20 protein-coding genes and 2 pseudogenes are annotated in these 22189 nt (G+C 69.0%); 12 read left to right on the top strand and 10 right to left on the bottom strand.

The window, feature by feature from the left end; all coding sequences use genetic code 11:
* Positions 1 to 37: 37 nt before the first annotated feature.
* On the bottom strand, positions 38 to 1042 hold the full coding sequence (locus ACK1X7_RS00110; RefSeq protein ID WP_413114449.1) for an SEC-C metal-binding domain-containing protein: 1005 nt from the start codon (positions 1040 to 1042) through the stop codon (positions 38 to 40).
* A gap of 449 nt (positions 1043 to 1491) precedes the next feature.
* On the opposite strand from ACK1X7_RS00110, the gene ACK1X7_RS00105 reads away from it, so the two are divergent.
* A complete protein-coding gene (locus tag ACK1X7_RS00105) occupies positions 1492 to 2352 on the top strand; it encodes a nucleotidyltransferase domain-containing protein (protein ID WP_413114448.1) in 861 nt (286 codons plus the stop codon).
* Positions 2353 to 2393: 41 nt separating this feature from the next.
* On the opposite strand, the gene ACK1X7_RS00100 is transcribed toward ACK1X7_RS00105, so the two are convergent.
* The gene (locus ACK1X7_RS00100; protein WP_413114447.1) at positions 2394 to 3512 is read right to left on the bottom strand and encodes a hypothetical protein; all 1119 of its coding nucleotides are present in this window, start codon (positions 3510 to 3512) and stop codon (positions 2394 to 2396) included.
* Positions 3513 to 5236: 1724 nt separating this feature from the next.
* Here ACK1X7_RS00100 and ACK1X7_RS00095 point away from each other — a divergent pair.
* Positions 5237 to 7249, top strand: coding sequence for an HD domain-containing protein (locus ACK1X7_RS00095; RefSeq protein ID WP_413114446.1), 2013 nt, complete (start codon positions 5237 to 5239; stop codon positions 7247 to 7249).
* Between the two features lie 98 nt (positions 7250 to 7347).
* Complete coding sequence (locus ACK1X7_RS00090) at positions 7348 to 7572, top strand: hypothetical protein (RefSeq protein WP_413116973.1); 225 nt, start codon at positions 7348 to 7350, stop codon at positions 7570 to 7572.
* 167 nt (positions 7573 to 7739) lie between these two features.
* On the opposite strand, the pseudogene ACK1X7_RS00085 reads toward ACK1X7_RS00090, so the two are convergent.
* From ACK1X7_RS00085 to ACK1X7_RS00075, 3 genes and pseudogenes are all read right to left on the bottom strand, one after another.
* A pseudogene (locus ACK1X7_RS00085) lies at positions 7740 to 7955 on the bottom strand (AAA family ATPase); the annotation flags it as partial.
* 265 nt (positions 7956 to 8220) lie between these two features.
* Positions 8221 to 9312: a DDE-type integrase/transposase/recombinase gene (locus ACK1X7_RS00080; protein WP_413114445.1), complete on the bottom strand. Its 1092-nt coding sequence runs from the start codon at positions 9310 to 9312 to the stop codon at positions 8221 to 8223.
* A complete protein-coding gene (locus ACK1X7_RS00075; protein ID WP_413114444.1) occupies positions 9312 to 9593 on the bottom strand; it encodes a hypothetical protein in 282 nt (93 codons plus the stop codon). Before ACK1X7_RS00075 ends, ACK1X7_RS00080 begins: the two co-directional genes overlap by 1 nt.
* Positions 9594 to 10729: 1136 nt before the next feature.
* Here ACK1X7_RS00075 and ACK1X7_RS00070 point away from each other — a divergent pair.
* The 3 genes and pseudogenes from ACK1X7_RS00070 to ACK1X7_RS00060 form a co-directional block, all read left to right on the top strand.
* On the top strand, positions 10730 to 10957 hold the full coding sequence (locus tag ACK1X7_RS00070; RefSeq protein ID WP_413114443.1) for a hypothetical protein: 228 nt from the start codon (positions 10730 to 10732) through the stop codon (positions 10955 to 10957).
* A 730-nt stretch (positions 10958 to 11687) separates the two neighbouring features.
* Positions 11688 to 12029 (top strand): hypothetical protein, encoded by a 342-nt coding sequence (locus ACK1X7_RS00065; RefSeq protein WP_413114442.1) that lies wholly within the window; start codon positions 11688 to 11690, stop codon positions 12027 to 12029.
* Between the two features lie 498 nt (positions 12030 to 12527).
* Positions 12528 to 12878 (top strand): annotated as a pseudogene (locus ACK1X7_RS00060) (DnaB-like helicase C-terminal domain-containing protein); the annotation flags it as partial.
* A gap of 180 nt (positions 12879 to 13058) precedes the next feature.
* On the opposite strand, the gene ACK1X7_RS00055 reads toward ACK1X7_RS00060, so the two are convergent.
* Positions 13059 to 13187, bottom strand: coding sequence for a hypothetical protein (locus ACK1X7_RS00055; protein ID WP_413114441.1), 129 nt, complete (start codon positions 13185 to 13187; stop codon positions 13059 to 13061).
* Between the two features lie 277 nt (positions 13188 to 13464).
* Here ACK1X7_RS00055 and ACK1X7_RS00050 point away from each other — a divergent pair, with 277 nt between their 5' ends.
* Together ACK1X7_RS00050 and ACK1X7_RS00045 are read left to right on the top strand one after the other, a co-directional pair.
* Positions 13465 to 14409 (top strand): dihydrolipoamide S-succinyltransferase, encoded by a 945-nt coding sequence (locus tag ACK1X7_RS00050; RefSeq protein ID WP_413114440.1) that lies wholly within the window; start codon positions 13465 to 13467, stop codon positions 14407 to 14409.
* Positions 14410 to 15030, top strand: coding sequence for a hypothetical protein (locus ACK1X7_RS00045; protein WP_031185860.1), 621 nt, complete (start codon positions 14410 to 14412; stop codon positions 15028 to 15030).
* A 296-nt stretch (positions 15031 to 15326) separates the two neighbouring features.
* Here ACK1X7_RS00045 and ACK1X7_RS00040 read toward each other — a convergent pair whose 3' ends face one another.
* Positions 15327 to 16439: a DUF3800 domain-containing protein gene (locus ACK1X7_RS00040; RefSeq protein WP_413114439.1), complete on the bottom strand. Its 1113-nt coding sequence runs from the start codon at positions 16437 to 16439 to the stop codon at positions 15327 to 15329.
* A 719-nt stretch (positions 16440 to 17158) separates the two neighbouring features.
* On the opposite strand from ACK1X7_RS00040, the gene ACK1X7_RS00035 reads away from it, so the two are divergent.
* The 3 genes from ACK1X7_RS00035 to ACK1X7_RS00025 all read left to right on the top strand — a co-directional run bounded on the left by ACK1X7_RS00035 (position 17159) and on the right by ACK1X7_RS00025 (position 18438).
* Positions 17159 to 17653 carry a hypothetical protein gene (locus ACK1X7_RS00035; protein WP_413114438.1) on the top strand — a complete coding sequence of 165 codons (495 nt, stop codon included), beginning with the start codon at positions 17159 to 17161 and terminating at the stop codon, positions 17651 to 17653.
* Between the two features lie 73 nt (positions 17654 to 17726).
* Positions 17727 to 17957, top strand: a complete 231-nt coding sequence (locus ACK1X7_RS00030) for a hypothetical protein (RefSeq protein ID WP_413114437.1) — start codon at positions 17727 to 17729, stop codon at positions 17955 to 17957.
* Between the two features lie 172 nt (positions 17958 to 18129).
* Positions 18130 to 18438 (top strand): hypothetical protein, encoded by a 309-nt coding sequence (locus ACK1X7_RS00025; RefSeq protein ID WP_413114436.1) that lies wholly within the window; start codon positions 18130 to 18132, stop codon positions 18436 to 18438.
* 22 nt (positions 18439 to 18460) lie between these two features.
* Here ACK1X7_RS00025 and ACK1X7_RS00020 read toward each other — a convergent pair whose 3' ends face one another.
* The 3 genes from ACK1X7_RS00020 to ACK1X7_RS00010 all read right to left on the bottom strand — a co-directional run bounded on the left by ACK1X7_RS00020 (position 18461) and on the right by ACK1X7_RS00010 (position 20651).
* Positions 18461 to 19585 carry a helix-turn-helix domain-containing protein gene (locus ACK1X7_RS00020; RefSeq protein ID WP_413114435.1) on the bottom strand — a complete coding sequence of 375 codons (1125 nt, stop codon included), beginning with the start codon at positions 19583 to 19585 and terminating at the stop codon, positions 18461 to 18463.
* A gap of 9 nt (positions 19586 to 19594) precedes the next feature.
* Positions 19595 to 19915, bottom strand: coding sequence for a hypothetical protein (locus ACK1X7_RS00015; RefSeq protein WP_031185855.1), 321 nt, complete (start codon positions 19913 to 19915; stop codon positions 19595 to 19597).
* 388 nt (positions 19916 to 20303) lie between these two features.
* Entirely contained in the window at positions 20304 to 20651 is a 348-nt protein-coding gene (locus ACK1X7_RS00010; protein ID WP_413114434.1) for a hypothetical protein, read from the bottom strand.
* Between the two features lie 259 nt (positions 20652 to 20910).
* Between ACK1X7_RS00010 and ACK1X7_RS00005 the strand changes: the two genes are divergently transcribed.
* Entirely contained in the window at positions 20911 to 21363 is a 453-nt protein-coding gene (locus tag ACK1X7_RS00005) for a hypothetical protein (protein ID WP_413114433.1), read from the top strand.
* Positions 21364 to 22189 lie beyond the last annotated feature (826 nt).

The raw sequence follows: 22189 nt of genomic DNA, 5'->3' as shown, positions 1-22189 counted from the left end.
AAGCGGGCCCAGACGGGCAGCCCTTGGAGTAAAGCGGTCAGCTGCTGGGGATTCCGGCAGGATGGCACCGGCGCGCTTTGCGCCCCGAGCCGCAGGGGCAGGCCGCGTTCTTGGCCACGCTGCGCCCGGGACCTTCCGGTCGTTGAGGCGTGCTGCGGCGAACCATGCTCTCGCCACGCTTCCGCCACCGCTGAAGCGGCACCGGGAGGGCGTCGGCGTGCTCGAGAACCCAGGGGCCCACAGCGCTGAATGCCTCGTCCTTAGAGCCGCGCGAGAATTCGAGGATCTCCTGTTCGCTGCCCTTCAGCAGCAGTCCTGCAACGGCAGGGTAATGCTTACCCGCGAAAGCCTTCATGCCCTGCACTTTGAAGATGTCCTTGGCAAAGGCGGCGCCCGCGATGAGCGCCGCTCCGGTGACCACGTCTCCCTCGCCATGATCGTCGAGCCGGTTGAACAGGCGGATCAGCAGTTCCTCCGCGTCGCTCACCGGCAGGTCCCGTTCGCGTGCCAGAGCGTCGGCGAACCGTTCCTGGACCTCCTCAGGGGAGTGGTAGGAAAACTCGTCCCGGTGCCCCTTGTGTTCGAAGTGAAGAGTGTGGACACCCGGCTGCAGCCCCGACTCGTGGGCGATCACAGCGCTTGTGGACTCGAAGCCGACGAACCGCACCACGGCGTCCCGCACGATCCCCTTGCGGAATTCGTCCCCCAGGCGGGAATGCGGCGAAAACAGGTAGGGGCACACCTGGGCCGCGTACAGCGCGCACACCTCGTGCACCGGCGCTTCCCCGCTGACAGCAGTTGGCAGCGGCCCTTCTTCCTGGAACACCATCTGCCAGCGCAACTCGTCAGCGAAAGGCATACCGCACACGGCGCACCAATCAAACGTGGCCAGAGCGAGCTTGCGTCGTTCGCTGATCGCTCCGAAGTTCACCCCCTGCGGACTGCGCTCCACCGTCGCGATCACCGGATAGCCACGACGATCGACCCCCAGGTGCTTCATACGACGCGGTAACCCCACCGTGTTCTGCGGCGCAGGCTTCATCCCAACCCCCTTGCACCTGACACCGGTACACGCCGGCGCCAGCCCTCCCATGAGCAACGTGCCAGTAGGCCCTGCCGCCTTGTAGCCGGGCATACTGGTGGAAAAGTATCCCACACCAGGAGCCGCGCCCGGCTGTCCTGCCTGTGCCTGCGAGATGCCCTCGGCACGATGAAGCGCAGCAAGCCGCACCCACGAACGCATCCCGGCCCGCTTCCGGACCGCAGCCGTGCAGGCCGTTTCATGCCAGTGCCGGATAACCGCTCCGCCCTGGAGATCACCTCCTTCCCGCAGCCGGATCGCAGTGTGGCCTTCCCGCCTACAGCGGTTGCTCCTTCGTCTGCCTGCAAGACGGACCAGCTCCCACGACGCCTTCCAGTCAAGGCGTCCGGCATGTCAGCCAGGCCCTCTATAGTCGAATCCTCCTTGTTGGTCGCCTTATCGGAGCCGGGATGAAACGCGAACGCGCGACGCAGCTTCTGACAGACATGCTTGACCGCCTGGAAGCGGGCGGTTGGCCGCTGGACCTGGTCGACGAGGTGTATGTCTTCGGTTCCTACGCCCGCGGAGCGCTCGAGCCGGCCGACGTCGACGTCGTTGTCGAGCACGGCACGGACGACCGGCTGACCGCCGAGTTCGTCCATTCCTTGTCCTACGGGCGTGATCCGTCGGCGTCCATGAAGCGTGCCTTGAAGGGACGATCGCGCGGGATCCAGCTCCAGCTGCGCCAGCGCGAGTATCTGGAGAAGGACGGCATCGCGCTGACGCTCCTGTGGCGCAAGGGGGAGTCCATGGCTGCTGCGCGAGCCCGTCTGGCCGACCTCACCTCCGACCCGTCGGCCGGACGGGCCCAACGCGACCACATGATCGAAGCCTTTGAGGGCATCGACCGGTGGATCCCCCGCCCGGTGCGTGCAGACCTTGCCACGCTCGTCGATACCAAGGCGGTGAGCATTAGCCGACTGGAACTCGAGGGAACCGAGCCGGCACACCCGCTGTCCCAGCGCGCGCTGAAGCGCTGGTCTCCCACGAGCCCTCTGCGCAGGGCAGCAGCCGCAGCCCTCGCCCACGCCGAGAGCCGTGGGCGCGATATGGAGGCGGTGCACCTTCACGGACAGCCCTTGCACGGACACTGGGACACCGCTCCCAACCCCATCCTGGGGATCGGGTTGGGCTGGCAGCGCTACGGCCGCCTCGCCCACCTCCTCGAAGATGTCACCGAGTGGATCGAAGTCATCCGCCCCACGCGCGCCCAGCCTCTGCACGCACTGCACATCACCGTCACCAACCGCAGCGCCTTGCCGCGCCCCTGACCGCCGACTAGCCGGGGCCACCGGCAGGTCTGGAATGGCCGTCAGGCGCTGGGCGTGTCCTCGAGCAGCGGCGCGTGATCGAAGTAGCGGTGTTCGGGGTTCAGCCGGATCTCGCGGACACCGGGATAGGCCTGAGGCAGGGGGTCGTTGGTGACAGTAATGACCTGGCAGGCGAAACCGTCTGCGGACGGATCGTCAGATGCAGTGATCAGGGCTGTCAGGAGCCGGGTGCTGGTCTGCTCATCCAGGCCCTGAGCACCGAATCCGCTCAGTGGGGAGTCGATGAGCAAGAATGGAGAGACGGTGACCGATGGCTCCTCGCGTGCGAGATCCCGCAAGGAGAGCAAAACTGCGACGTTGGTGACCGTCTTTGGACCTCCGGCGACCGAGCTGTCCTCGAAGACCTTGCCGTCGACCAGCGTGGTGAAGTTCTCGGCGTCGATGGTCGCGACGTTCTTGCTCGGGTCGATCTCGCGTACACGGGACAGAAACAACTCCGACCAGCGGTGCAGCAGCTCTTTGCGGCGCTGTGCGTGCTCCGTACGCGCGGCGTCCCGTTCGCGGAACGCGTCCTTCCTGTCCTGCTCGCGGGCCTTCACCTCGCGTTCCTGCACGGCGATGTAGCTGGCTTCCTCCAAGCGAACGGCAAGCTGCTCGATCTCTTTGGACAGCCCATGGGCTGTCTTTTCGAGCTCGTGTACCTTGGTTCGCTGCGGGCCCAGGGTCTGCTTTTCGTAGGCGTCGCGTGCATTCAGCGCGGCCCGTGCCACGGCCTCCGCGTGCGCAGCCGCGTCGGTGGCGGCGCGGGCGGTCTCCTCACGCGTCGTGCGGAACATGACAGCGCGGTCCAGCTCCGCCTGAGCCCGGGCGGGCGCCTCCTGCCGCCGCTCCTCATCGCTGGTTTCCGCGGGGCAAGGCTGCCCGCACTGCCGGCACAGGCCCGGCTCCCGCTCAGGCAGCGCCTGCCCGCACCGTGAACAGTCCCTCTTGTCTCTCGCCGCAGCGGCATTGAGGCCGTTGAGGTGCCCCTGGGCCCTGCCCTGTGCCTCAGCCGCAGTCCGCAGCAGAGCCACCGCCTCCTCCGCTTTGCGCCGAGCTCCGCGGAGGTCTTTGTCCGCCACTTCGTATACGGCCTTCAACCGCCCGTATTCACCGGCCATACCACTGTAGGCGGCTGCTGAGTCTCATTTCAATGTCCATTCATATTTCTCGTTGTGATGTCACTGGTGCGGGAGCTTAGGCAGGTAGCTGACCTGGTGTCACCGCAAGTACGTCCCTTTTGTGAGACGACACCGGGTGAGAAAAATGACTGTCACGTTGTGAGAATTGCCAGGACATTTTCGTGAGAATTACTATAGCGAGTCCCGTCTGACCTGTGGTTTTCTCGGTGGTCGATGCTGTCATGCCTGCAGGATCGACGGCCGTGCCCCCGCCTACCGCGAATGGCTCCAACCGCTTGACCAGCATCAACACAGGCAATCCATCTTGCTTGCGCGGCGCTTACGGCGCGGAGGTTCCTTAGCTCGTGCCCATCCCTGCTTGCGCGGGGCTTACGAGGCGATGAGCTGGGCGGCAGACACCGCGATCGAGCCATCCCTGCTTGCGCGGGGCTTACCCTTTACGACCTGGTGTTTTCGAATGGCTTTGCCAACCTTTTGTGTGTCCGCTGGTGTCGCGTGGTCAGGGTATCGCTGGTGGTGTCGGCAGTTCTACTTGAGTAGGGGCGACTTGTGCCCGGTGGGCGTGCGAGGTCTGCTTTCCGGGTCAGTGAGAAGTCCCGGGAAGGTCATCGATGTTTGTGCGGGGGACGCTTGCTTCGCGCTGGGGGCGGGTGTCGCGGTACACGCCGTCACATAGATGAACAGGACATTGTCTGCGGCATCCTCGCCGCATCGGACCTGTCCCGTCAGCTCCGGCTGCGGGTGGAGCCCTTCGCCCTTTGAGGGAAGTCGAACGCCGGCTGCCTCGCGCAACCGGTCCCCTCGCTGCCGAGGTCCGTGCCGGGTGGCCCCGGGCGGCTACCTCGCACTCGGCAGTACCCGTTCATCTTGGCCGACGATGCATGCTGGAAAAACTCGGTTGGCCGTTTGGACAACAGGACATGATCGGCCGCGTCAAGACAATCGCGGACTACCGCAGCAAACTGGCCCACTGGAACATCGGCGCCCCCGGCCAGGAAACCGACGCCTTGGCGGTCACGTGCCAACTCCTGAAACTACTTAAGGTCGTCGTCCGAGATCCCGTCCCCTGGCGCCTCTGGGTAGCGGCGACCCCGGGCTCCTCCACACACTCGTTGCCACGGGACCCGGCCGCCCGCGGTCCGTGTATCCCCTTGATCGTTCCGCGAGGGTGACTTATTGCTACCGATTGCCGGAGGGGTGTGATGCGTCGCTGCCCCGACGGAGTCCGTTCGTGTGTGACGGCGTACAGGACGAAGCTGGATCCGTTCCTGCTTGCGCAGGGCTTACCAGACCGCCGCCCTGAAGCTGCTGCGCACCGCCGAGTCATCCCTGCTTGCGCGGGGCTGGCTGTCGCCTCTACATGACCGCGACTCCACGCATCGATCCAGTCCCGCTTCCGCAGGACTTGCCGTCGCCTCTACATGACTGCGACCCCACGGCTCGATCCATCCCTGCTGGCGCGGAGCTTGTCCCGAGAAGGTGCGCGTGGACCGCGGTAAGGACGATTCATTCCTGCTTGCGCGGGGCTTGTCTCTTCGTGGCCTGATGTTCTCGGGTGAGTTTAGCAGCGTTTGTGTGTCATCGGTGGTCGTGTGGCGGACGGTTGCTTCCGGCCGGGGTGGGTGACGTGGTGTGGGCTGTAAGGGGGGCTGGTGCGTGGGAGGGTTGTGGTTCTCGGTGGACCGGTGGTGGGGGTGGCGGTGATGGGGGCTGTTGAGGACGCCCAGCTGGGGGGTATCGATCTGGGGCCGTGGACGGAGTTCGATGCGGCTTCGAATACGGTGTATCCGCTGTTGTTCGGGATGCTCGACAGTGCGGTGATGGCGTTCGAGGTGTGGGAACGTGTGGTGACCGTTTCCCAGCGGGATATGCTGAGCGAGGGTATGGGGCTGCCTGCGGCGCAGGCGCGGTCGGTGGTGGCGTTCCTGGCCGGGCTTCAGGATCTGGGACGCATGGTTCCCCGATTCCAGCGCGCGCACCATGCCGCCTGGGCGCGGCTCGATGACACGCTGGTGGAGCAGGCGGGCGGCGATACCGGGTGGACACCGACCGCGCGCAGTTCGATGCATGTGGCGCTGGGGGTGCTGACCATGAGCGGCTACGCGTGCGCCGGCAACGCGAGTCCCGCGGTGCGGGCGGCCCAGGTGGTCGGTGGCTGCAGGGGATTCTTCCTCCAGGCTGATATCGAGGGTGCGGCGTCCGCGCGCCGGGTGTCTGTTGCAGCCGGGGGAGAGGCATGGGACAGGCTGCGTCACCGTTACGCGGCCGTGGTGCGGCATCTGACGGGAGCCGTGCACGTTCCCGAACGGCTGTCCGTCCCCGCGGCGGTACTCGCGGCCGGTGTGGGGACGGTGGCCGGCCGGCTGGCGAGGCAGCGGTCCTACTGGCTGCCGAAGGCGCACATGCCGGCCTTCGGGGCGGCCGAACACTTCACTCTGGCAAGCGGGGAGGCGCGGGACGTTCTGGATGCGGCATGGCTGGAGAAGCTGGAGTGGCAGGACGTGCCGTTCGCGGTGGCGCATCCGCGCGCCAGGCGCCCCAACAGGTTCCAGGAGTCGCTGATGACCCAACTGCCGTCCCTGGTCGGGAAGTCGGGCAGCGGTATCCTGGTGGCGGCGGATGCGACCGGGACGGGCAAGAGTGTCGGCGCGCTGCAGGCGTCGCGGATCTTCAACGCGGCCTGCGGGAGTAGGGGAGTGGCGTGGCTGTCGCCCAGCACCGCCACCGCGGATGCCTCCTGGGAACTGCTCGAGGACTACGTGCGCCGGCACGATCCCTACCGGGCACCGGTCGCTCTCGCGCACAGTCACAGCTGGCTCAACGCCGCCTACAGCGACCGCCGGCTCGCCGCGGTGGAACTCGCCCCGGTCCCGGTGGCCGCAGGGGAGAGGGTGCCGCCGACGGGGGACGCCGCTGGCGCGGGTGATGACGATCCGGAGGTGACGGAGCCCCCGAGGCTGCTGCGGGGGCACGACGCGGCCTTGCTGGCCCCGTTCTGCGCCGCGACGGTCGATCAGGCGCAGATGGCTGTCCTGCCCGTCCACTCCAACGCGGTACGGCTGCTGGGCCTGTCCGGCAAGACGGTCGTCGTCGACGAGGCGCACGCCCTGTCTGCCTTCAGCCACCTGCAACTGCTGTGCCTGCTGGGCTGGTTCGGGGCCCTGCGCACCCCCGTGGTGCTGCTGTCGGCGACTCTGCCCGCCTCCACTGCCGACGCACTCGTGCGCGCCTACCTGACAGGTGCCGGCCACAGGGCCTCCGCTCTGCCGCAGGGTGCCTTCAGCCCGTCGTATCCGGGCTGGCTGTTCGCCGATGCCGCGACCGCGACCGCCACCGTCATGGACGAGACCGCACGCCTGCGTCACGCCGCAGGCCAGCACCGTCAGGCCCGTATCCGCGTCCACGACGTGCGGCGCACACGGCTCGGCCCGCAGCCGCGCACCGTCGGGAGCACAGAGCGCCTCGCGGTGATCGGTGACGTGCTCACGCCCGTCATCAGCCACGGCGGATGCGCCGCGGTGACCTGCGCGACTGTCCTGGACGCCCAGGACACCTACCGGCACCTGAAGCACACCTGGCCCGGCGACCCGGCCGACCTCGTCCTGCTGCACGCCCGCTTCCCCGGCCACCACCGTGAACGTCTCCTGCGCACCCTGCGCCGCCGGCTGGGACCCACCGGCGAGCGCCCGGAGCGGCTCGTTGTTGGGCGACGCTGAAGATGCCGACGGTTGCGGCATTGAAGATGCCGATGAGTGAGCATGTGGACGCCCCGCTGGGGTGGTCCCAGCGGGGCGGTTGTCGGGGAGGTGCCGGTTTGGTCGGCAAGGTGTCGGTTGGTTCAGTCGAGGATTTCGGTGACGGCGGACTGGGCGGCTTTCTCGTCGACGATGGACTTGCCGCCGGCGAATGTGGCGACGAGGGATTGCAGGCAGAGGTTGTTGACCGCGCGGGGGAAACCGCGGGCGGTGGTGTGGATGAGGTGATGGCGTCCTCGGTGAACAGCTGGTCGGCCGGCCGGCGAGTCCGAGGTGGTGCTTGATGTAGCTGACGGTCTCGGTCGAGGTCATGCCTGGCATGGTGTAACGCAGTGCGGTGCGCTGTTCGAGGGCCGCGAGGACGGCGAGTTTCATCGTGCGGCGGAGGGGTGGGCTGGCCCACGAGCAGGCAGGACAGGGGCGAGTCCTGGTCCATCGCGGTGTTGGTGAGCATGCGGACGGCTTCGAGTTGTTCGTAGTTGAGCAGGTGGGCTTCGTCCAGGACCAGGACCGGGGTGCGTCCGCGTTCCTCGCGTTCGGCGGTGAGCGCGTGGCCGGTCTGTGCGGTGAGCCGGGATCCGAGATGGGCGGGCTGCTGGCCGAACGCGGAGACGATCGCTTCGTGGATGCCGCGGACGCCGACCATCGGGTTGGGCAGGTAGATCACGGTGTGTTTTGACGGGTCGAGGCTGTGCAGGACGGTGCGGACGGAGACGGTTTTTGCCCGCGCCGACCTCGCCGGTGACCACGCCGATTGAGCGTTTCGGCGATGCACCAGCCGATGCGGGCGACGGCTTCGTTGTGGGATGCGTGGCGGTGGAGCATGCCGGGGCGAGGTCGCGGCCGAAGGGCATGCGGTTGAACCCGTAGTGGGCCTGGAGCTTCTCAATCACGCTGTTTCTCCTGCTCAGAGGATCGGTGGCCTGGTTCAGTCACTGCTCGGGCCGGGATTCCGGGTCGGGTTCGGTGGCGAAGGCCGCGTAGTTGACCTTGTCGGCTGAGCGTGCGGGTGTGGGCGGCGTCGATGAGACCGAGGTAGTCGATTCCCGTGGTCGGGCGGGGCAGCTCGGCCGGGTTTCCGGACGTGCTTTCGGATGGGAGTGGTGGCTGATCTGGTGGGGCAGCGCGGTCCCGGCGTCCTGACCGTTCGCCCGGACCCGGAGGAAGGACAGGTCGAAGGGGTCGAAGACCAGCTCGACGCGCTGGCCGGACAGGAGCGGGTCGACCTGGTAGCGGTTGCCGTGCAGGGAGACCAGCGCGGTCTGGGACACGGTGCGGTATTCGGACCAGCGGAAGGCTTCGGCCAGGTCGGCCGGTGCGGGGACAGGGAAGGGGCCGCCGGTCATCCACCGGCCGAGCGGGGCGGCTCCGGTCTCGGTGTGCACGCGGCGGTGGTAGACATTCTCGACCCAGGCGGTGAACAGCCGGTTCATCTCCAGCAGGCTGGTGATCTGCCGTCCGGGCCGTCCGTCACCGGAAGCGATCTCGACAACGAACTCACTGTTCACCGTGCGGAAGAACCGCTCGATCTTGCCCCTGCCCTGCGGTCTGCCGGGAGTGGAATGGACCAGCTTGATGCCGAGTTTCGCGCAGGCTCGCAGCAGCCACGAGTCCACGAACGCGCTGCCGTTGTCGACGTAGACCAGGCGCGGGACACCACGGGAGGCGAGGGCTGGCCGCAGGGCGGCGGCCAGCCGGACCGTGTCCTCCGAGAAGCCCCACCGGTGGCCAACCACGGCCCGCGAGTGGTCGTCGATGAACGCGAACAGATACGTTTTCCGGCCCTCGACGATCGGCCCGTGCAGGGCGTCCCCGGTCCAGAGTTCGTTGGGACCGTCGGCTTCGAACCGGCCGAAGACCGCGGGCGAGGCCGGAGCCTGGAGTGCGTTCAGGCCCTCGCGGACAATCATCCGCTGGATGGTGCGTTCGTCCGGCGCCCAGCCCAGCTGGGCGGCCATGATCCGGCGGATCTGTGCGGCCGACCGCGTCGGGTTCTCCTTCTTCAGCGAGGCGGCCAGCTCCATCACCTCCGGTGGGGTGCGAGGCCGGGACTGGCGGGTGAGGGCACCAGGGCATCGAAGCCGCCCCGGCGCCAGTCCGTGATCCAGCGGTCCAGCGTCCACCGGGTGATCCGCACGGTCCGGCCATCCGGATCGACATGGGTGACTGCTGCCAGATCCCGCACCAGCGCGCCGCGCTGACGGCGCGACAAGGTCGGGTCCGCCGCCTCCCGGATCAGCATGTATCGGAACAGCCCGATTGCCTGGGCCCGTTCCAGTCGCGTCTGGTCTTCCTGTCCTGCCACCCGCCCACCAGCCTCTCGATCATGGCGTCGACAGACGCACGCGCAGAGGTTGACAGGACTGACCGGCGTGGCGTCAGGGGCGGCTCGTGTTGATCGTTTCCGCTGGCCAGGCGGGGGCCAGCAGTATGCCGCCGGTCACCGCGCAGGCCGTCAGCCAGGGCGACACCGTGCTGACGCCCGGCCACCGCGACGTCATCGACCCACCAGGCTCCAACCACCGCCGGCGACCGCGTCCGCGAAGAGGGTCCGCCCCGTCCCGGGCGGTGCCGGGTCAACCCCGGCGTCCACGAGCAACACCGTGAAATACCGCCGCACCACCTCGGCCGGGCAGCAAACCGGCGCAGCCACCCGCGCACCGTCTCCACGGCCGGCCCAGCCGTTCAGCGATCACCCGGACCCCGGCCCCGGCCGCTTTCGCCGCCAGGGCCGCCCCGATCACCTCTGCCATATCCGCCCGCCTGACCAGCGCGAACACCGGAAGGAGCACATGCGAGACGCCACAGCTGACACATCTGGTCCGTCGCGGACGCACCACCACCAGACCGCCCGCCGCGTCCCGCAGTACACGCGAACGTGCCCAGCCCCACCGGGTCAACAGCCCCTCACACGCCGGACAGACCAACTCGCCCGCAGCCAAACGCATTTCGACCCGCGCCGGGTCGGCCTCTACCGTGAGCACAGCGCCTCCGCGCGCTACACGGCCCTCCCGGCGCTCGGCCAAGAGATACCGGGAGGGCCTTTCGCATGCCCGTCGTCGGCAAGGTGCCGCCCCAAATCTGCACCTATACGTCGGCAGGCATGCTTACCGATCTTGTCGGCACCAAACTGCCCAAACTGCCGCACTTGTAGGCATTTCCAATGACGCCTAACAGCCTGTGGAAGGCAGCCGCGATCGAGAAGGCCCCGCCCGCACCTGGCCGGCCGCGGCCGACGGACCCGGCAAGTCCGCACCCCCGCCTCCCTGGGCCAGGAACTGACGCGACTGCGCCTGAGGCCGGCCGGCCCTCTTACAGTGCCATCGAAAAGGCGACCAAAGCCGACGGGCACCGTGTATCGCGTTCGACAGCCCACCTGATCCTCAACGGGAAGGTCCTGCCCAGCCGAGAGCAGCTGTCGCGCTCCTGAAAGCCTTCGACGTGAGCGTCGTGGACGCCGCCCAGTGGCACGCGGTCCTCGATCGCGTCGAGGACCGCCGGCGACCGCCCGAGCCGACCCGGCGAGGCAGAGGGTACGCGTGCGCGGACGCCGACCCGGCCGTGCAGGAGTACCTCGAACGCCGCGAGCGCGACGAGGAGATCAAACGACGCACCGGACAGATCCATCCGGACGAGACGTACGAGGACTACGAGGAGCGGATGCGCTGAGAGGGCGTTCCAGCAGCAGACCTCGGACGACTGGCTGTACGAGGACTGCGACGAGCCGGAGGACGAGGCACAGAGACAAGCGCGGGCCGCTGAGCAGGCCGCCTTCGAACCCAGCTGAAGGCTTTGGTAGAGCGCGCCACCCCACAGGACAGGTCGCCGATCACGTCTGACAGCCGGCTTACCGTTTCCGCCCATCGCCACCTCCCATCCTCCTGAGCAGGACCAGTTCCGTGATCACCCACGACTCCCACCCCGGCGGTACATAATTCCACTGAATATTATGTACCGTCAGCTAGACTGGGCAGCAGCGTTACATTTTTTGGCGTCCGTCGTTCCGCATCCGCTGGCGGCCGCTCCCGAGCCGACTGCCCGACCTGCCCCTCGCAACCCTTGCCGCGTCTGTTCTTGGAGTCCGGAATGTCCTCCTCGCATTCATCCCGCACTGCCGGTGAGGCGTCTTCCGGCGCTGCCATGCCGGACAACTCCGCCCCGCTGCTCCGCCCGCAGCCTCGACGGAACCGTCCGACCCCGCTCCGCGCTGGGCGGGCCACTGGCCCCTGAGCTACCCCGAAGACGCCGACCGCCGACACGGCGAGAACACTCCCGAGCCAGTTGAAGGCATGGTGGAGGACCCGGGAACAACCTCCACCGCCCCTGACGCGGAAACACCACACGCCATGGCGCGCACCCGCCGGCGACGCTGCACGGGGCCCGCAACGCACTCAAACAGTTGATCGACGCAGCTATCCAAGGGCAACCCACGCCCCTGACGCGCGGCCCGCACCACGCACTGCTTACCACCCCCGCCCACGCAGCCAAGCTGGGCTGGAACCTCACCCAAGCCCCGACCCACAGCTTCGCGGACGCCCGCAAAAAGCTCGGAGACCTGATCCAGTACAGCGCCGAGGGCCACCCCCAGGTACTGCGCCGCCACAAGACCCCCGTCGCCGTCCTGCTCGCCGCAGCCGCGGACGGCACTCCCATGCCGCCCGCACTTCAAGCCGAGCCCGCACCCGACAACCGTGGCTTCGACTGCAACGGCAGCCCCAGACTCCGCCGCAACACCCCCTGAGGGCCAGCAAGCAGTCCAAAACCCCTCCCGACCACAGCAGCCGAAGTCGAGGCCGCCAAAGACCTCGCACCCGCGCCGACAACTACCCCTGCCAAAGCGGCCATTGCCCCCACCACGTCTTCGGCACCGCATCCGGAACCGGCGCCGACAGCCCACGACACGCCTGCACCTGCCCATACGCCCCCAACTCACCCGACACCGCTCCAGCCACACTGACCGCCCCCGCCAACTCGCCGGCCGCTCCCGCACTCCAGCACCCCGGTCACACCGCCGACCGCTCTCCCCGTACCCCCCTGGCCCCCGTCCGAGCCGAGCCCGTCGGCCCCGCTCCCGCGATGCCCGATACCGGTCACGAGACACCACGCCGACCGGTGGCCCCCAGCCATCACTGCGCCGCGCACCCCGCGGCGCCTGGCCGCACTCGCGCAAGCCCTGGACACCGTCCTGCCGACCACCGCTCCCACCGGTGACGCCACCACACCACCGCCCTGATGGGGCCTGTCGACCGGCATCCGCGCCCTGGACGACGTCCTTGGCGGTCTCCAGCCCGGCCGCTTCTATCTCGTCGCCGCTGCCCCGGGCGCCGGATCCAGCCTGATCGCCACCGCCGCCGCCCGTACCAGCGCCCTCGACCAGCACCAACCCGTTCTGTATGCCGCCTCCGGACTCACCCGGACCGACATCGCCGCACGCATCGTCGCCGCGCACCTGCCCGTCGACTACCGCCGCCTGCGAGCGGGCCGCCTCACCCCCACCGAACAGGACGACGCTGCGGCCCTCCACCACCACCTGGCCCAAGCCCCGCTCTACATCGACGACGGCACCGACCTGACCACCGATGCAATTGCCGAAAGCGTCCAGACCTGCCGGGCCTGGCCCTCGTCGTGGTCGACCGCCTACAGACCACCGAGGACCCCGGCTGCCGCTGTCCGGCCCGTCCCAGATCACCGACGCCGCCCAGGCCCTCGCCCACCTGGCCCGCACCACGAACTCCCCGTCCTCGCCGCCATCGACACCGACGACCCCCAGCTAATCGCCGCGCTCAGCCTCGACATCACCATCACCCTGGCCCGCGACGCCGACCAGATCCACGCCACCGTCACCGAGCGCGACCTCGGCCCGCAGGCCACCCTCACCCTCCACGCCGACCTCGCCCACGCCCGCATCACCGACCCCACCCACCCCTACGCCAGCCCCACCACCCCCACCTCGGCACCACAGACAGCCCCCTGGCCGCGACCCCACCCACCCCCGCACAGACCCGCAGACGCCTGCCCAAGCCCCCACCAGCCCGCCCTCGGCCCCCACGCCCACCCGGCCCGCCCCGAAGGCCCACACCGCCGCCGCCCCGCCCAGGCCCTCGCCCCGCCGCACCACCGCCTCACCCCCGCCCCAAGGCGGCTACGCCAACCGGGACTACAGCTACTTCACCGGCATGATCACCCGCGCCGTCGACGAAGCCCTCCACGACCACGACGGCGACATCACCGCCGCAACCGAAGCCCTGGTGAAAAAGGCCGTACCGAACGCCATGGCCCTGTTCGAAGCAACCCGCGTCGGCGGAAACTACGAACACACCGTCTACCCGGAAACCCTCGAATTCCTCCGGAAGAAAACTAAGGACGGCGCCGACGAAATCTGGGAAGGCCGCCACAACTGGGCCAACACCCACCTCATGGACGCCCTCCAAAACGGCACCCACCCCCCGATCACCGTCAATGCCCTCGACACCAACGCCAGCTTCCTGTCCGCCTTCAAGACCCACCTGCCCATCGGCGCCCTGATCCACGACCCCCACGGGGGCTTCGACCCCAAACGCTCCGGCATCTACCGCCTCCCCACCCGCCCCACCTGGCACCACCCCGCCCTGCCCGACCCCATCGGCAACCGCCGCGAAGACGGCCCTGTCCTCCTCGACGACGCCACCATCCGCCTCCTCATCCGCTGCGCCCGTCTCGGCCTGTGCGAGGCCCCGCACATCACCGAATGCTGGACCTCCGGCGCCAGCGAAGGCCTCCTGGAAAAATTCCGCCGAGTCCTGACCGAGGCCCGCACCAGCGCCCTCGAAACCGACGACACGGTGACCGTCGAATACATCAAAGCCATGTACTCGAAATTCACCTCCACCATCGGAGAATCAAGCGTCAACCGCGACATCCGCCGACCCGACTGGATGCACATCATTCGCTCCCAGGCATTCGCCAACCTCTGGTACAAATCCCACCGGGCCCACAGCAATGGCCTGACCGTCGTCCGCGTCCGCGGCACCGACGAACTCCACGTAGCCGGCGACTGGCGCACCGTATTCACCGAAGGCCGCCTCACCACCCAGATGAAACAAAAAGACCAGTACACCCTGCCAAGGAAGAGCGCCCGATAGATGTCGACCGACGGATGGAAAAACTTCGGCAACTACGGCGCAGACCGCGACCCCGGAAACGTCCACGGCAAAATCGCCCTCGCCCGCGCCCTCGAAGACGCCCTCGAACGCATGATCATCGACGGCGGAATCAAATCCCCCGTCGGCACACGCCGCGGCCTGAAAGCCCGCATGCGCTACCTCACCACCACCAAAGGCGGCCCCCAAGCCCTGGCCGACGCCGGCATCCACGCCACCCCCACAACGATCCGCGCCTGGACCCGCGGCACCCAACGCCCGCGCCCCGCCAACCTCGAAGCGATCGACACCGCCTACTGGAACCTCCGCGCCCACAACGTGCTCGCCAACCCCGGCGCCCTCAAGCAGCACCTCAACCGAGGCGGCCGCGGAACCCGCATCGAGATCCACCCCGTCAACCAAGCAGCCGTCGACGAGCCACGCCGCCGCGACAACCTGAGGATCCAGCACCGGCAGGTCCGCTACATCTGGGACGACGCCGTCGACGCCCTCGTCGCCAGCGACCTGGACACCATGGAAGACCTCTGGGACGACATCATCGCCGAACTCGACTCCGACTGGGGCGCCTACACCTACGTCTCCTACATCGGCATCGGCGCCTGACACGACCGCCTGCAGCCTGCCTGACCGGCTCAAGAAGGCGTCCAGCGGCCCAAAGACTCCCGGGCCCTGTGGGTGCGGTTGCCGACTCCTCCGCCGGAAGAGAGCCATTCCCGGCACGAGCGGTTGGCCAGCCGCCCGGCGCCCCCGCAGTCGGCCCGACCGGCCGCCTCCCATCCAGGCCAGGCCGCATGCAGAGCGGATACCCCACTCCGTCCCCGAGCCACCGGCCCGGCTGGGGCTCGGCCCGCACTGTGCCCCAGGCCGACGGCCCAGATGCCGCGCGGCCGGATGCCGGTTCAGCGGCGCACAGGCCGCTCCTTGACCGATCGGAGCTGAGCGGCGGGATCGTCGTAGGGGAGCAGGGAACTCTGCTCGACGAAGGACGTGATGACGGGCCACAGGCCCTCGCCCACGTCGGAGGGGTTGCCTTCATGACGTTCGGTGACGGCTGCTGCCGCACCGGCCAGGAGGTCGGCGAGCTGGATGGAAGGGTGGTCGACAGAGTCGCCGCGGACAACGCCGGCGACATCGGCACCGCGTTCCCGTGTCAGCAGGGTCATGCCGACAGGAGCGCAGGCGTACTCTCGCACGGTCCGCAGGGCGTCGTCGGTGAGCATCTGCTGTTCATCGGTGAGGACACTGACACGGCCGACACGACGCTCCCACCGGCGGGCCGTCTGGGCAACTGCGGGGATGAGCATCTCCAGCTGCGGAAACACCGGGTCGGCCGGGTCCTCGTGGAAGGTGGCGGCGTAGTCGCGAGTCCCGCGCAGCCTGGCCAACAGAGCGGTGACCGCTTTCCTCGTCGAGGCCGCCCACGCCTGGTCGAGGGCGGCCACGAACACGCCGAGCGCCTCGTCCTGCCGGCTCGTGCCGCGCCGGGAGGCCAGCGTCACGAACGCGGACATCAGCTCCTGGAACAGGGCGCCACGCAGAGCCCGCGGTCCTTCGAGCGCGAGCGTGCGCGCCAGAGCACGGGCCTTTCCGTCGGCGTACAGGTTCCCTCCTTCGTCGTGCTCCTTCTCTTCCAGCAGCAGGTCGATCACTTTCGCTGCTGCCGCGTACTCCTTGTCGACCACGTACACCGAGCACCTGTCGTGGAGCGCACCGCCGGGCTCCCATAGCTGCTGCAGCAGCGACCACCGATTGGTGCGGTTCTTGAACAGGTCGAATTTCAGTTCCTTGGCCTGCCGGATTCCAGCCTGGTCCCGCAGCTGCTGTATGAGCGCGGCTGCTTCGACGTCATCGACGGCGACGGAGGCGTAGACCATGAACCGGCGCTGGCGGCCGACGAGTTGCTCACCATCCCAGCCGGACTCGTCGCAGGCGATCCACCGCCCACAATCCTCACCGTCTGTGGTGGCCTCGGGCTGGTTCAGCTGGGTGTACTTCTCTCCGGTCAGCGACACAACGGCATTCTCCCTGCCGCCCGGAACCTGCCCGCACCGGGATCGAGGCGGGCAGGCCGCACCGTCGGTGAACAGGGCCCGGCCGTGGACAAGCAGGAGGCAGGCATGCCGAGTTCACCAGCCGGGCGCGGCCGTCTTCGACGGTGCGATTGGAAAATCACCGCTTCAGGCTGACAGCACCCCCGCCGTCGACCGACCGATGCGAGAGCGTCAAACCCGCTCCCCCCGCCGGGATCGCCGGGCGGACCGCACAGGCGTTGAGGCGGCGTGCGGTTGCCCCTCCAGGACTCTGTCACGCCGCCCCATGACTGTCCCGGTCCGCTGCCCGGCTATGCCGCCGTCACCGGCCGGATGCCTCCTAGACACCGGGCAGCCGCAGCAGCCCCAGTCCGGTGTCGGCCTGTTCGGCAAGCGGCGCCTCCAGCCAGGCGGCGAGCGCGGCGATCTCGGGGGGCCAGACACATCACGAGTGCGTGGGGGGTACCGGACGGGTTGACCACCTGAGGGACGAGGTGGGAGACGACCAGGGGCGAACCCGGACTCGTCGACCCTCGCCCGCAGGCGGGCGAGGACGGGGTTGTCGGGCATCAGCAGCCCGTGCATCACGTACAGGAAGCCGATCATGGCGAGTATCCGCGCCACACTGCGCGCCGCGGCGATCTCAAGGCGCCAAGGAAGTCATGGCTCATTGTCAGTGCCAGGCTCGATAATCCGGAGTCATGGTCAACGAGTTAGAGGGGTCGGCGGCTCGCCAGCGCGTCACCGCAGCGTACGCAGCTCACGAGTGGGCTCCGCACCCAGACGTCGACTTCGAAGATTTGAGAGCGGCGACGAGACTGGCGTGGGCAGAGCTGGAACGCGCAGGCGCGCCACTGGACGCTCCCGGAGGGCGTCTCTACCTGCTCGGCTTTGTGGGCCCTGGTCCTGATCTGAAACTGGGCATGATCACGCGGAAGCCCAGCAGTCCGGACAACTCCGTGTTGAAGTATCTGAAGAGCCACGAGCGCAGGGCCAACGCCTACAGATGCTTCCTGGTACGCGGATGGATCTCGCGGCCGGTCAAGGCCATGGTGCGTGACTGGGAGGAGAAGGCTCTCAATGCCGTTGGGGCGCTCGACGGCACGTTCCGCGACGGCGAGTATTTCTATGACGTGGACTTCGATGCGGCCGTCGCGGCAGCGCAAGCCGCACGTAGGAACTCGCTTGCGCACTGAGTACATACGCTACCGGGCACACTCCGGGGCCAAGTCTGGCGATACCGTGGAAGCACATGCCAGGAAGCCCCGGATGAGCGAGCAGTCAGCCCCCACGCCCGACTGCCAGCCCCTCGATGAGCATGCCGCCGCGTCCGTCCGGGCGTACGCGGCCGACCGGCGCGCGAAGGTCGACGTCCTCGCCTCCGTGCTGGAGGAGATCGCGGACAACGGCTACCCAGCCGCAGAGTCGGGCGTGCCGTGGGAGGAAGCCCGGGACGCCCACTTGGAAGGCCTCGCCGGCGAGCAGCCCCGTGTCGCCTGAGCACGCGCCACACGGCGAGAGACCCACCGCCCGGACCGCGCGATCGTCGCGATCAGCGTCAACCTGATGGTCTGCAGGGAAGTGCCCATTGTCCTTCGTCCTCTGAGTGTTGGTGGCGCAGGCGTGGTGACCTGGTGGTTGACGCTGAGGGGTGGTGCCCACCGTTGCTGACATGCGTAACGAAGGGTTATGCCAATCTCACGGACCACCAGCCTCCCCGGCCAACGGCCGGCCCCGTGCTGGAGATCTTCTGGAGGTTGTCATCGAGTACCCGTATGTCCGCATCACCGTGTTCGGCGTCAGCCGGGCGGACGTCCGCACCGAGTCCCCGCTGACCGAGGGGGACATTCGAAGCGCTTATGAGGAACAGCCCGCACACATCCGCGCCGAGGCCGGTTGTGTGACCGTGGCCTTCGACGACGCCGGACCGACGTGCACCTACTACAGCGAGCGCCTGGCGGACTGGGGGGCGGAAGTTTGACCGCCGAGCGCTGCTGTGGCGGTCAGGCGGCGTGGGTGCCGGTCGTGGGCGGTGGCGGTGCCGGGACGCGGGCGCGTGCCAGCGCCGGGGGAGGGCCGGGCCGTTGCCGGTGGGTCTTGGTCTCGTAGAGGACCGTGCCGCCGTCGGGGGCGTGTGCGATGAGGTCGATGCCGTGGTCGTCGGTGTCGGGCCGGGTGGGGCCGGTGCCGTGGGTGAGGAGGCGGCTGGCGGTGAGCCAGTCGGGTGGGGTGGTGCCGTTGCGGTGTGCTTCCCGGCTGGCCGAGCGGTACATGACGGCGAGGGTGTCCGCGAACACCTGGACGCCCGTGGCCATGACGGTGGGGGCGTTGCGGATGCCGGGGTCCGCGGCGAGGGCTTCGATGGCCGGTCTGATGCCGGCGGCCAGCCGGGTGACGTCGTAGCGGGCGAGGTGTGCGGCGAGGGCTTCGATGGCGGGTCTGATGCCTGCGGCGAGTCGGTCGACGTCGTAGTGGGCGCCGGTGTCCGGTCCGCCGTGGGCGAGGGGGAGCGGGTGGGGGCGGCGGATCACGCGCTGTGTGAGCTGCGTGCGCGGGGGTGCGGGGCGGGTGCCGCGCTGGGCGGTGACGTGGCTGTAGGCGTCGAGGTACGGGCACTGTGCGGCCGGATGGATGCCGCACACGGTGAGGAACGTGATCAGCTGCTCGCGGCTGGTGGGCAGAGCCTTGCGGTTGACGATCCGCCAGGCGGTGGTGGGCGGCACCGGGGCGCGGCCCGGCCGGTCGAAGTCGCGCAGGGGCGGAGCGCCGGCCCGTTCGTACGCCGCGGCCAGGACGAGGCCGAGGTCGCGCTCGTCGCGGACGAAGGCGGGGGTCGGCGCCTGGAGTGCGCGGAGCTTGCCGCGCTGGGCGGCGCGGCCGAGGGCGTACAGGCGGCGGGCCTTGTCCTGGTCGGCCGGGCCAGCGCCGCAGGTGCGGAGGTAGGCGTCGAGGACGGCCGCGGTGGGCGGGGCGGTGCCGGACTCGGCGCGCTGGACGGCGCCGCGCGAGATGTTGGCGGCGTCGGCCAGGGCGCGCTGGGTCAGCCGGGCGGCGTCTCGCAGGGCGGTGAGGTGCTCGGCGAGGCGGGCGTAGTGGCGGTCGGGGCCGACGGCGGGGGAACGGGGCATGTCCGGCGCCTACTTGCCCGCGCCGGAGCGCACGGCGGCCTCGACGAAGAGGCTCATCAGACGGCGGCCGCCGCCAGCGGCGGTGAGCGTGGCCGCGCCGATCGCCCCGCAGCCGCCCAGGAGGGCGAAGACGGTCTCCAGCTCGGTGCCGGCGAGGAACAGGCCGCTGCCGAGCCCGAGGACGGCGATCAGCAGGATCAGCGCGTGGGTGGGCCCGAACCGCCCGGCGGCGCCGTCCGGTTCGCCGCCGCCCGTCGGCGCCTCCGCGGCGGGTGCGCAGGTGCAGGCCGGGGCGGGCCCGGCCGGGTGGGGGAGAGGGGGAAGGCTCATGGTGCGCAGGACTCCATCCTGACGGGCGCCGCCGACGGCATGCCGGGGCTACTGGTCGCAAAGTGAGGCAGCCCTTAAGGCAGTTGGCCCTGCCGTTGGTCGGGCTGCGCGGCACACAGCCTTCCACGATCCGGTATCCCGCCGCCCCGCCCCGGTGCGGCTTTTGTCTGGTGTGCGGCTTGCTGGCCCTGCCGGTGTTCCCCGTCCCGCCGTGAAATCCGCCGCCCGGCCGACCCGCCAAAACCGGCCCGGCGACGACGGGTTGCGTGCCTGCCGCCCCTCTGGCGGCCCACCGTTTGTTCCGGCCGGCTTGCGGCCTAGGCCGTATCAGCAAGACGGTGGTCCCAGCACGACACCGGCGGCGAGGCTGCCGGTGTCCTCCTGACGGCTACTGGTCGCAAGCCCGAACCGCTTCAGGACTCCCGGCAGGCGCGTTGGCCCGCGCCCGCCGCCACGCCAGGCCGGCGCCGCTCTCGGTGCCGGCCTGACGTGCCTCCAGGGCGACGGCGGTGACTCCCGCGCGCCCCGGGCCTGCGGCGAGGCCGTCGCGCAGCTGCTCGACCGGCCGCTGTGCCGCGGGGCGGGTGTCGAGGAGGAGGGCGTTGCCGCGGAGAGCGTCGTTGTGGCCGACGTTGCTGGTGACGACGGTCCGGCCGGTCGGTGGTGTTCGGCGTTGTTCGGTGGTGTTCAGCGCGGTGTTCGGGGCCGTCCGGCGCCACCGGGAAATCCCATACATCGTTCAGAATCTGCTCTTCCAAGAGCATCGCGCAGCGTCACCCTCGCACGCTGTCTCACCTCACCCGAGGGCCGTTCATCTGCGCCCGGACGGCCCGCCCGAGGATCGCCGTACGCCCGGCCGCGCTCTCGTACGCGGGACGTCCTGCTGCTCGCTGCTCGCTGCTCGTGCACGGTCCGGGCCCGACGGCGGTGTCGTACGCCTCGACGAGACGGCCCCCGCCACCGACGCCGCGGCCTCCGACGACCGGAGCACCGCGGTGTTGCTCCTCGCCGCGCTGCGCGACGCCTCCCCCGGCCCGGCGCCCGGCGCCGCCGCCCACACGGCGGCCGCCTTCCTGGCCGACCCCGCCATTCTGGACGATCCGGCCGTCTTGTGGGCCGAGTTGGCCACTGGCAGCGGGGGAGCGGACGCGGCCGGCCTGCTGCTGGCCGCCATCGCCACCCGCACCCCGCGCACCGACGGCCCCGTTCCCCCCGACGCCGCCGAACGACTGGCCGCGGCGGCCGACCTCTGGCGCGCAGCGCTCGCGGCCGGCCTGCCGTCCGGCGCCCTGGCCGGCGCGGGCGCCTTCGCGGACACCGGCCTCGACGAGGACCTGTGGCTGTCCCTGACGCGGGCGAGCGCCGAGCACACCCCGGCCCTGACGAACGCGACCTCGTCGCCGAACGCGCCGCCCGCCACCCCGACAGCGAGGACGCACTCCTCCTGACCGCGCAGCTGTTCACCCACCCCGCCGAGACCGGGGCAGGACACGGCCGTACGACGCCACGCCCGCGCCCTCCTGGACGCCGCCGCAGCCCGGCCCGCAGACGAACACGCCGCCGCGCTACGGGCGTTGAGGGAGGTGCTGGTCAACTCCGGCGACATCGACGCCGCCCAGGCCTGAACCGTCGTACGACGGCGAGCAGCCGCTCACGCGCGCCCAGCGGCGGAGGGGGCGCTGTTACGGCTGTGCGTGCCGGTTGTCCGCCGAACCGGGCCGTCGTTACGGCTGCGCGTGTGATGGTCTGCAGGGAAGTGCCCGTTATCCCTCGTCATCTGAGTGACGCTGACGGGTGATGCCCACCGTGGCTGACATGAGTAACGAAGGGTCATGTAATTCTCACGCCGACCACTAGGAGAATACTATCCGGAGGGAATCAGTAAAGAATATCCAACCCTTCACGAGAAAAAGATGATGCAACGCGAATGAATGAACCAGAAATATGCCTTTCTCTCAGCTCAAAAGGGCGAAGAATTTCGTAAGAGGTCTAGACCACCACCTCGAACACGGAGAGTAGTCGTTACATAATTATGTACCGATCCCGAGAGCGGTACATAATGGGTACACATCAGATGCAGGAGGGGGCGCCCGGAGGGCGGTGTTTCAATCCAAGTCAAGCCTAAGAGACTAAATTAGCAGGTCAGAAGCGCATAAGGAGTCAGTAGAGCCCCGATGTCGCCACTCCAATTATGTAACGGACCGACGAGGGCGGCCATGGCCGGCCCTAGCCAGCCTGTAACGCCGCGGAGCGGCGTTACAAAACCGTCGCGGA

This window comes from Streptomyces sp. CY-1, from assembly GCF_047218265.1.
Taxonomy (GTDB): Bacteria; Actinomycetota; Actinomycetes; order Streptomycetales; family Streptomycetaceae; genus Streptomyces; species Streptomyces niphimycinicus.
The sequence above is the reverse complement of the archived record's forward strand: the minus strand, read 5'-3'. Positions and strand labels throughout refer to the sequence as shown.